This window comes from Kribbella sancticallisti (assembly GCF_039530625.1).
Classification (GTDB): Bacteria; Actinomycetota; Actinomycetes; order Propionibacteriales; family Kribbellaceae; genus Kribbella; species Kribbella sancticallisti.
The window spans coordinates 1-2,178 of the sequence record NZ_BAAAOS010000084.1 but is presented as its reverse complement, the minus strand read 5'-3'; the positions used below and the strand labels follow the sequence as shown (position 1 = coordinate 2,178).

Sequence of the window (2,178 nt, the reverse complement as noted above, 5' to 3'; positions counted from 1 at the left end):
GGCTTGTGCGGCCCAGGAGAAGCGGTGCAGCAGTTCGGGGTCGTCGGCGATTCGCTTGGCGATGCGGTCGCGGTCGGCGAGCACCGTCCAGACTGCCTGCACGAGGCTGTCCACGTCGCCCGCGGTGTAGACCGCGCCGAGGTCGAGTTCGTTGACCAGGTCGGCCTGCGCCGGGGTGTCGCTGGTGATGATGGGCAGGCCCGCGCCGATGTACTCGCAGAACTTGTTCGTCACCGCGATGTCGTGGTTGGGCGCGTGCAGCAGCGGGCTGAGGCCGATGCTGGCCGAGCGCAGGTACAGCGGCACGACCTCGGCATCGACGAAGGGCGCCAGGTGCACGCGGTCGCCGACGCCCAGTTCGACGGCGCGGGCCTGCAACTCCGCGGTGACGGAGTTGACCCGCGCGACGATCGCGAGGTGGACGTCGGGCAGGTGCGGCATCGCCTCGACGACCGTCCCGACGCCGCGGGCCCGGTTGACGCCGCCGACGTACACCAGCAGCGGGACGTCCTCGGACAGCCGCAGCTGCTCGCGCAGACCCTTGACCTCGGCGTCCTCGGGCGGCTCGACCGGCGCGTTGAGGACGACGTCTGGCAGGCTGGCCAGCTGGTGGTCGCGCTGCAGCCAGCGGGCCAGTGGCTCGGACACCGTGATGACGCGGTCGGCGTCGCGGATGAACTCGCGCTCGAGGTCGCTGTAGGCGGCGACCCGGCGCGGGGCCACCACCGGCACGCCCGGGATGTACTCGTGCGCGTCGTAGATGATCTTGATGGTGCGCCCGTCCAGAGCCGCCCGGTGCGCCGCGCGCGCCGCGATGCCGAGCATGAACACGTCGTGCACGTGGATGACCTCGATCCGGAGGCGGTCGAGCAGCGGGCCCAGCGTCAGCTCCTGGTCGACCAGCTCGGGCATCACCCGCCGCCAGCGGCCCGACGGCAGGTGGCGGTGGAGGGCGAGCAGCCGCTCGCGCCGCTTGCCGATGCCCATGTCGGTGAGGTCGACGACCTTGTGCTTGGCCCGCCGGACGAGGTACGCGCGGGCGTGGAGGATGGCGCGGTGCAGCCGCAGCGACCGCCAGCGCGCCGCCCGCCGCAGCCGGGCGAGAATCGAACGCCGGGCACGCACAGACACATCGGATGCGCTGGCCCCGGTGCCGGTGCCGGTGCCGGTGCCGGCTGCGGTGCGTTCGTGGTCGCGGCGGTCGCGGCCGCGGTCGGCGCGCAGCTCGCGGCTCGCGTACTGCCAACGGCCGTAGGCCAGTGTGTACTCGGCCTCGGTGCTGAACCACGGCTTGAGGTTGGCCAGCCGCTTGCGCCACCCCGTCACCAGCACCTTCGACTGGATGGGCGGGCACAACACCTGCACCTTGCCGAGCTGGCGGGCGCCCTTGAGCTTGCGTCCGGGGATGCCGATGCAGGTGACGTCGAGGTCCCAGTTGGCCACCGTCTGGGCGTACTTGAGCACGCGGGCGTCGACGACGATGTCGTTGCCGGCCATCATCACGACCTTGGGCCGGATCCAGGACGGCTTCCAGTCAGCCGGCACCGTGCTCGGCTGCTCGACGAACGCGGCCAGCGCCTCGGCCGACCGGCGGCCGTCGTGCACCTGCTCGACGAAGGCCGGCCCGCGCGCGGCGACCTCGCGGCCCCGCTCGGGGTGCGAGATGAGGTCGAGCACGACCTGCTCGATGGTGTCGGGCGTCGCGCCGACAATGGGCAGCTCGAGCCCGGTGTCGGCGGCCACGCGGTCGCGGACGTGCTGGGCGATGTGGCCCACCACGATCCGGCCCGCCGCCATCGCCTCGCACGCGGCGACGCCGTAGCTGCCGACGCGGAACTGGTCGAGGACGATGTCGGCGTCGCGGTAGACGGCCGGCATGTCCGCGGGGTCGACGCCCTCGACCCGGCGGTAGGTGATGAGGCCCCGCTGGGCCAGGCTCTCCATGATGGGGTCGATGAGCTCGGAGCCCTTCATGGCCGACTTGCTGGGCGCGTGGGCCACCACCGGCCTCTCGTGCTCGAGCACCGGGGCGTCGCTGCGCCAGGTGCCGACGTCGACGACCACCGGGCACCAGACAGCGTTGGGGACGTAGTCGAGGAGGTCGGGCGTGGAGACGTAGACCGGACCCGGGTACGACGTGAACAACTCGACAGCGCGGTTGGCGTTGCGCTCGAGCAG

At 72.2% G+C, this 2,178-nt stretch carries 1 protein-coding gene; it reads right to left on the bottom strand.

The features are described 5' to 3' along the window. Positions 1-2,178: glycosyltransferase (locus ABD255_RS43470; RefSeq protein WP_344222748.1), on the bottom strand; the 2,178-nt coding region annotated here is incomplete at both ends.